The organism is Chryseobacterium luteum (assembly GCF_000737785.1).
GTDB classification, from domain to species: Bacteria; Bacteroidota; Bacteroidia; order Flavobacteriales; family Weeksellaceae; genus Chryseobacterium; species Chryseobacterium luteum.
This window is the reverse complement of sequence record NZ_JPRO01000046.1, coordinates 1-5,974: the sequence shown is the minus strand read 5'-3', so window position 1 is coordinate 5,974 and position 5,974 is coordinate 1. Positions and strand designations below refer to the sequence as shown.

Here is a 5,974-nt window from a genome sequence, read left to right as displayed (position 1 = left end):
CAGTCTTTTTACTTCTGCTTCCGGAAGTTCAGAAATATCTCTGAAATGTCCAAAAGCATGGTCACCGATCATTACTGCAACGATTTTATCATCTGCTTCACCTCCGTCGATCATTTTGAATCCTCCGATTGGGATAGCCTCCATTAATAATCCTCCTGAATGGATATTGTGAGAGCTTAATACACAGATATCAAGCGGGTCATGATCTCCTTCCGTCACATCATCAGCTCCTGCTTCTATAGCCAGTTTCATAACTTCATTGTGGCAGTATGTTCTTGGAACAAACCCATATAAAGCGGGAATAATATTGGAAAATTTCTGAGGCCTGTCTACCTTCAAAAATCCTGTTTCTTTATCTACTTCATATTTAATGGTATCTGAAGGAACGATTTCCACGAATACGTTTACAACATTTGGCGCATCTTCTCCTGCAGAAACCCCATGCCATGGATGTGCTTTAAAATTTGGAATCATTATTTATCTGTTATTTTTTAAGTTATAATTAAAATTTCTCTTCTAAGGTCTTCTATTGTAGCCGCAATATAGTCATCGCCCTCCATATAGTTCATGATGAAAATGGTTTTGAATTCTTCAAGATCTGCATTTCCATTCAGTCCATCGTAGGTTTTGTGAAGTAAATCTATCAAAGCGTTTTTAGAATCTACAATATTTTTCCACGAGCTTTTTGTGATATACAGCTGCTGTGAAGAATTGTATTCAAATTCGTCATTGATGGTCTTTTCTGTAAGGAAAATGAATTCGTGTACGGCCAAACCTTCATCAAATTTCTGGATGATATTCGACGGTTTTATCCTTTCTAAAAAAAGGGTCATTCTTTCGTAAGAATGTGCTTTATTTTCAGAGTTTGATTTCACGGAAAGAAGCTTGATCTCCTGATTTTTAAGGGTGATGTATGAATGTACAAACTGTCTCAGCAAAACCAGAAAAGGAATTGCGATAATCAATGCAAAAGCATACGGTAGATATCCTGAAAAACTAGCCATAATTTTAGACTGCAAAATTACTAATTATTTTCGGGCTACTAAAGAGTTTTTAAATATATCGGTCTTAGAATTCTGAATATAGACCAGAGACAGTATGATAATGAGATAAAAACCGATCATCATTCTGTTCGCCAAGCTTGGAAAAACAAGAAATCTCAGAAAAACAGATGCATAAACAGCTCCGAAAAACAGGCATTGCACCCAGCTTTCCCTGCTTTTCAATGAAAATTTATTCGCCAGAATGATGACAACGACTATTAAAAGTAACGGAAAATAGGACCCGTTAAAATCCAGCATTATATTCTTCCTGATAAAATTTAAATAATCCGGAAAATAAAAGGAATCCGGATTCGATACCGGATAAATCTGAACTTTTGTAAACTGATTCATGAACAAGGTGGACCATGAAATCTGGTTGAAATACTGGATCAGAAAAAAGGAAAGAAAAATATAGCCGTAAGATAAAAATACATCAGCTGTTTTAATCTGAAGGGTATTTCTGTAAAAACAAACCAGAATATAAAGAAATGAATACAAAATAAAATACTCCGGTCTTGTCAAAATACAGAGCATCGAAAAAACGGTAGCCGCAATATGGTTCTTCCTGACCGTAAAAGCATACAGACTCAACAGCAGCATTAAACAGGATAAACTGTCTGCCGAAGCATACCTGCTGGCCTCCAAAAGCGGTTTGAATAAAGAAATTAAGATCGTTATGATGAATGCCAGAGGATAATTCTTTAAAATCCTGATCAGGAAAGTGAATATTAAAACCAAAATAAGAACATAAGAAAGTATAGAGGTTAAAAATATGGAAGTGGTCACTTTAAAACCTAATTTAAAGAACATCAGGTTCATAAAATTATAAAATGGCTTTACAGAAAACAGCTGAATTTCTTCTTCATAAGCTTTTGGGTTTTCCGACAGCACTTTATAATAGGTATTCTCTCCCACTGTGATTTCCTCATCCTGCGGAGTAATTCCGAAAAGCTTTGGATTGGTCCCTTTTAATTCAGTGTATACTTTTTTATGAATCTCCTCTATTTTCATTTCCGGATATTCAGCTTTGTAAACAAGCCCCATATAAGCCTCCAGGTCCACATTATAATACTGGTGGGTGTACAGATAATATGACATCAGGCATAAATAGAGCGAAAAAAATCAGCAGGTTACAGTTCAAACAATGCGGGTCTTTGCGTCACTTCATGATAACATACACTGTTTTCATCGAAAAAGTGATACACCAGGCTTTTCCGTGTTCTGTTCTTATCTGTATGCGGTTCGCCGCCATGAAGAATATTGGCATGCCATATTAACATGTCCCCTTTTTTTGCTTTAAAGATTTCTTTTTTCAGACCTAATTCTTTGACTTTGGATTCCAAAAACTCTTCATAAGCCCGGTAACTTTTTTTACCTATTTTAAATGTATCTCCTTCGTTATCATAATCAGAATTAAGGAAATAGGGAAGTTTATGGCTTTTTGGAATATAATGAAGAGCTCCGTTGCTTTCATCCACATCTTCTAATGCGATCCAAACGCCCAGAAGCCCGCCAAGCGGATATGTCGTCATATGAATGCTGTCCGAATGCGTTTTCTGCTGGCTGCCATTGATGAAATTAATACTCTGGAAAAGTTTGGCCTTTCCATCTAAAAGTACAGACAGAAAATCCAGTAGATTTTTATCATTCCCAATATTCTTAATGATCTCTGAATGATGAATGGCAAACATCAGTTTTCCGCCGTAAATAAATTTAAGCGTGCCGTTTTCCATCAGTTTTTCAATTTCATTATTGATCCTGTCGGCCTCATCTGCACTGATGAAATTCCTTAAAATCAGGTATCCATTATCGTCATACTGAAGCGCGCTTTCTTTGTTTTCGGCAGTAAGTCCTTTGAAGAATGCCGTATTAATAAGCTTTTCCTGGCTTATTCCTCTTTCAGAAGCCGGAAGATGGACAAAATCTGCGCTGGAAATACTGGAAAAATAGTTTTTATTGAGACCGTATTTTTTGTACAAAGGAATATTATGCTGCAGTTTTTTCTTATTAAAGAAATTATAAATAATATAGGGCAGCTTATAATGACGGATCTGCTTTAGCATGGCTGGATTATTAGGATAAATACCTGATAAAGGTACGGAATATATTTAATTAAAATCATTCTAAATAACGAAATATACATGATATTAATCTCAGGAAAATCTGCCTCTCATCAGAAACCTTGCAAAATTCCTGATCAGAGTCTTTTTAGAGTTTTCTATGACCGCATAATTTTTTAACACGGGCCTGAAACCCCTGAAAAACTCTTCAATACTCGGAAGATTGCCTCCTTCGAAGTCAAAAATATAATTTTCAATATTTTCCCTGATGACATGATCAATAAGTGTGGATGCCCCGGCCATTTTAATGTATTTTTTATCATTAAAGGTTCCTAAAAGGGCAATGGTATCATAATCTGAATAAATCGCTATCATGTTAGTGATCTCATGATGATAGTAAAAAGCCAAAAACCTTAAATGTTTTGATGAATGAAACGTCTTAAGAGTTTTCAGTAAAGTGTCTGTATCTTTTTCTTTATCCAGCCCTACCACATTTTTTTTAATGAAAATCTCAGCTTCCTGATAGTTGATTTCTTTAAGCTCTGAATTTTCTTTCACTTCATCGTCCAGCCGCAGTTTTCTTTTTCTTTTGGGGGAGTATTTAGCAAAAACCTTAGTATAATCATCGGAATATAAAAGAAAGTTCTTTTTTGTTTTCAATTTTGAATCGAAGCTGTTGGTTTCATTAAAATGATAATCTCTTATCAGATAATTCTTCTGAAAAAAAATCAGAAACTGTTCATTGATCTTCTTGTCATCTTTAACTGAAAAGATGCCAAGCTGCTGGCATATCAATGGGTTATGCACAATTTTGACTCCTTTTTTGAGAATAAAAGGAACAGGCATTACAGCTTCATAATCATTATAGATCAGAATATCCCACTGGTTATTGGTCGTTACATCTAAAAAGTTTTTTGATGCCGAATACTTTCTCTGTTCTGACTTTCCCAGACAGTCTGCATATTTTTTAAAATCAATTTCGTTATATTTCAGTCTTCTAATCATAATAATCCTTCATCTGAGAAACTAAAGTAGGTGTCGTGTGTAATAATAATATGGTCTAAAAGCTGTATACTCAATGTTTTTCCGGCTTCATCTATTTTTTTGGTAATGCTGATGTCTTCTTTACTGGGTTTCAGGCTACCCGACGGATGATTATGTGCGATAATAATTCCCGTTGAAAAATGATCCAACGCAGTTTTAAACAGAATCCTGACATCTACAATAGACTGGCTTATCCCTCCCTGCGTCAACTGTGAGATATGGATTACTTTATTGCTCTGATTAAGAAATACAGCCCAGAATTCTTCAGTTCTTAAATCTGACAACTGATTTTTAAGGATACAATAGGCATCGTTGCTGTTAGAAATCACGGCCTTCTCCGGTATTTCCTGAACAGCTCTTCTCTTCCCGATCTCTAATGCTGCAATAATGGAAACAGCTTTTACTTCTCCAATCCCTTTGAATTTCATGAGGTCTTTGTTGGAAAGTAGGCTCAGCTGGTGCCAGCTGTTATTGACTGACGACAGTATTTTTCTTGCCAGTTCCAGCGCGCTTTCATTCTTACTTCCGCTTCCCATAATGATCGCCAGAAGTTCGGAATCAGAAAGTGAACTCTTTCCTTTCAGTAAAAATTTTTCTCTGGGCCTGTCGTCTTCGGCAAGGAATTTTATGGTCATTTGTGTGTTATAAAGTTATCAATAAGGGTTGTGAATTTAATAAAATGCATACAGTATCACCGTCTGTTGTGATTGGTCCAGATATTTTGCAGTCTGGGTAAATGCGTTGGCAGAAAGCATAGGACATCCTAAACTTAAACACGCAGGACTTTGGGATTCGTTATCCGGAATACACCCGAAAGAATGCAATACTACTGCCCTTTCCATCGCATTGCTGTTGCCGGCATCCAGCCCGTTCAGTCTGTACGCTTTTCCGAATTTCCCGTTATAGCTGTTCAGGATTTCATACTTGCCAAGTGAAGACTGGTACGATCCTTCTGTGTTACTGAATTTCAAAGCATCTGAATTCTTAACAACCGAGCCTGATCCGTGGGAAACAACTGCCTTCTGCAGTATTTTATTGTTTTTCAGATCATAGACAAAGTAACGGTATTTCCCGGAATGAATCTTAAAATTGATAAAAACAGCGATATCCCGATTGTAATTTTTTTCTTTTACAAAGTTCTTAATTTCCAAAATCTTTGCTTCCGGAAGGACACTGGAAGCATTATTTTCCTGAGACTCAGCTTTGGAGCAGAAAATAATAAAGAGGAACAGGAAAATAAACTTTTTCATCAGGTAAAACGGCTTTTATTCGATGATCATTCCATCTTTCATGACCAGTTTACGGTCTGTGATTTCGGCAAGATTCGGGTTGTGGGTTACAATAACAAAGGTTTGGTTGTATTTATCTCTAAGATCGAAAAATAGCCTGTGAAGATCATCCGCATTTTTTGAATCCAGGTTTCCTGTGGGTTCATCCGCAAAAATAATTTTGGGAGAATTGATCAAAGCTCTTGCTACAGCTACCCTTTGTGCTTCTCCTCCGGATAACTGGTTAGGTTTATGATTCAGCCTTTGCTCTATTTTAAGGTCTTCAAATAAGGCATATGCTTTTTCTAAAGCCTCTTTTTCATTGGCTCCTCCAATTTTCGTTGGAAGCAGAACATTTTCTAAAGCAGTAAATTCAGGAAGAAGCTGATGGAACTGAAATACAAAACCGATATTATGGTTCCGGAATTTGGAAAGCTGCTTATCATTCATATTAATGAAAGACTCGCCTGCAATACCAATTTCCGTATTGTATTTATTGGAATGACTGGGATGATCCAAGGTTCCTAAGATCTGCAGCAACGTAGACTTTCCGGCTCCG

At 36.4% G+C, this 5,974-nt stretch carries 8 protein-coding genes; all 8 read right to left on the bottom strand.

The features are described 5' to 3' along the window. Nucleotides 1-474: inorganic diphosphatase (locus IX38_RS21745; protein ID WP_034708179.1), on the bottom strand; the 474-nt coding region annotated here is incomplete at its 3' end. Nucleotides 475-491: 17 nt separating this feature from the next. Continuing rightward, a complete protein-coding gene (locus IX38_RS21740) occupies nt 492-1,004 on the bottom strand; it encodes a DUF7935 family protein (protein WP_034708178.1) in 513 nt (170 codons plus the stop codon). A gap of 24 nt (nt 1,005-1,028) precedes the next feature. Next, on the bottom strand, nt 1,029-2,141 hold the full coding sequence (locus IX38_RS21735; protein ID WP_034708177.1) for a hypothetical protein: 1,113 nt from the start codon (nt 2,139-2,141) through the stop codon (nt 1,029-1,031). Between the two features lie 32 nt (nt 2,142-2,173). Then, nucleotides 2,174-3,106 carry a phytanoyl-CoA dioxygenase family protein gene (locus IX38_RS21730; RefSeq protein WP_034708176.1) on the bottom strand — a complete coding sequence of 311 codons (933 nt, stop codon included), beginning with the start codon at nt 3,104-3,106 and terminating at the stop codon, nt 2,174-2,176. Nucleotides 3,107-3,196: 90 nt separating this feature from the next. Next, nucleotides 3,197-4,108, bottom strand: coding sequence for a hypothetical protein (locus IX38_RS21725; RefSeq protein WP_051885018.1), 912 nt, complete (start codon nt 4,106-4,108; stop codon nt 3,197-3,199). Continuing rightward, nucleotides 4,105-4,782: a RadC family protein gene (gene radC / locus IX38_RS21720; protein ID WP_034708174.1), complete on the bottom strand. Its 678-nt coding sequence runs from the start codon at nt 4,780-4,782 to the stop codon at nt 4,105-4,107. Before radC ends, IX38_RS21725 begins: the two co-directional genes overlap by 4 nt. Before the next feature lie 36 nt (nt 4,783-4,818). Further along, nucleotides 4,819-5,397: a murein L,D-transpeptidase catalytic domain-containing protein gene (locus IX38_RS21715; RefSeq protein ID WP_034708172.1), complete on the bottom strand. Its 579-nt coding sequence runs from the start codon at nt 5,395-5,397 to the stop codon at nt 4,819-4,821. Nucleotides 5,398-5,412: 15 nt separating this feature from the next. Next, nucleotides 5,413-5,974, bottom strand: a 562-nt coding sequence (locus IX38_RS21710; RefSeq protein WP_034708170.1) for an ABC transporter ATP-binding protein, incomplete at its 5' end; no start/stop codon positions are given.

What these genes read in the sequence shown, in the direction of transcription:
- IX38_RS21740 (WP_034708178.1), bottom strand. Translation starts at nt 1,004, where the DNA reads ATGGCTAGTTTTTCAGGATATCTACCGTATGCTTTTGCATTGATTATC.
- IX38_RS21735 (WP_034708177.1), bottom strand. Translation starts at nt 2,141, where the DNA reads ATGTCATATTATCTGTACACCCACCAGTATTATAATGTGGACCTGGAG.
- IX38_RS21730 (WP_034708176.1), bottom strand. Translation starts at nt 3,106, where the DNA reads ATGCTAAAGCAGATCCGTCATTATAAGCTGCCCTATATTATTTATAAT.
- IX38_RS21725 (WP_051885018.1), bottom strand. Translation starts at nt 4,108, where the DNA reads ATGATTAGAAGACTGAAATATAACGAAATTGATTTTAAAAAATATGCA.
- radC (WP_034708174.1), bottom strand. Translation starts at nt 4,782, where the DNA reads ATGACCATAAAATTCCTTGCCGAAGACGACAGGCCCAGAGAAAAATTT.
- IX38_RS21715 (WP_034708172.1), bottom strand. Translation starts at nt 5,397, where the DNA reads ATGAAAAAGTTTATTTTCCTGTTCCTCTTTATTATTTTCTGCTCCAAA.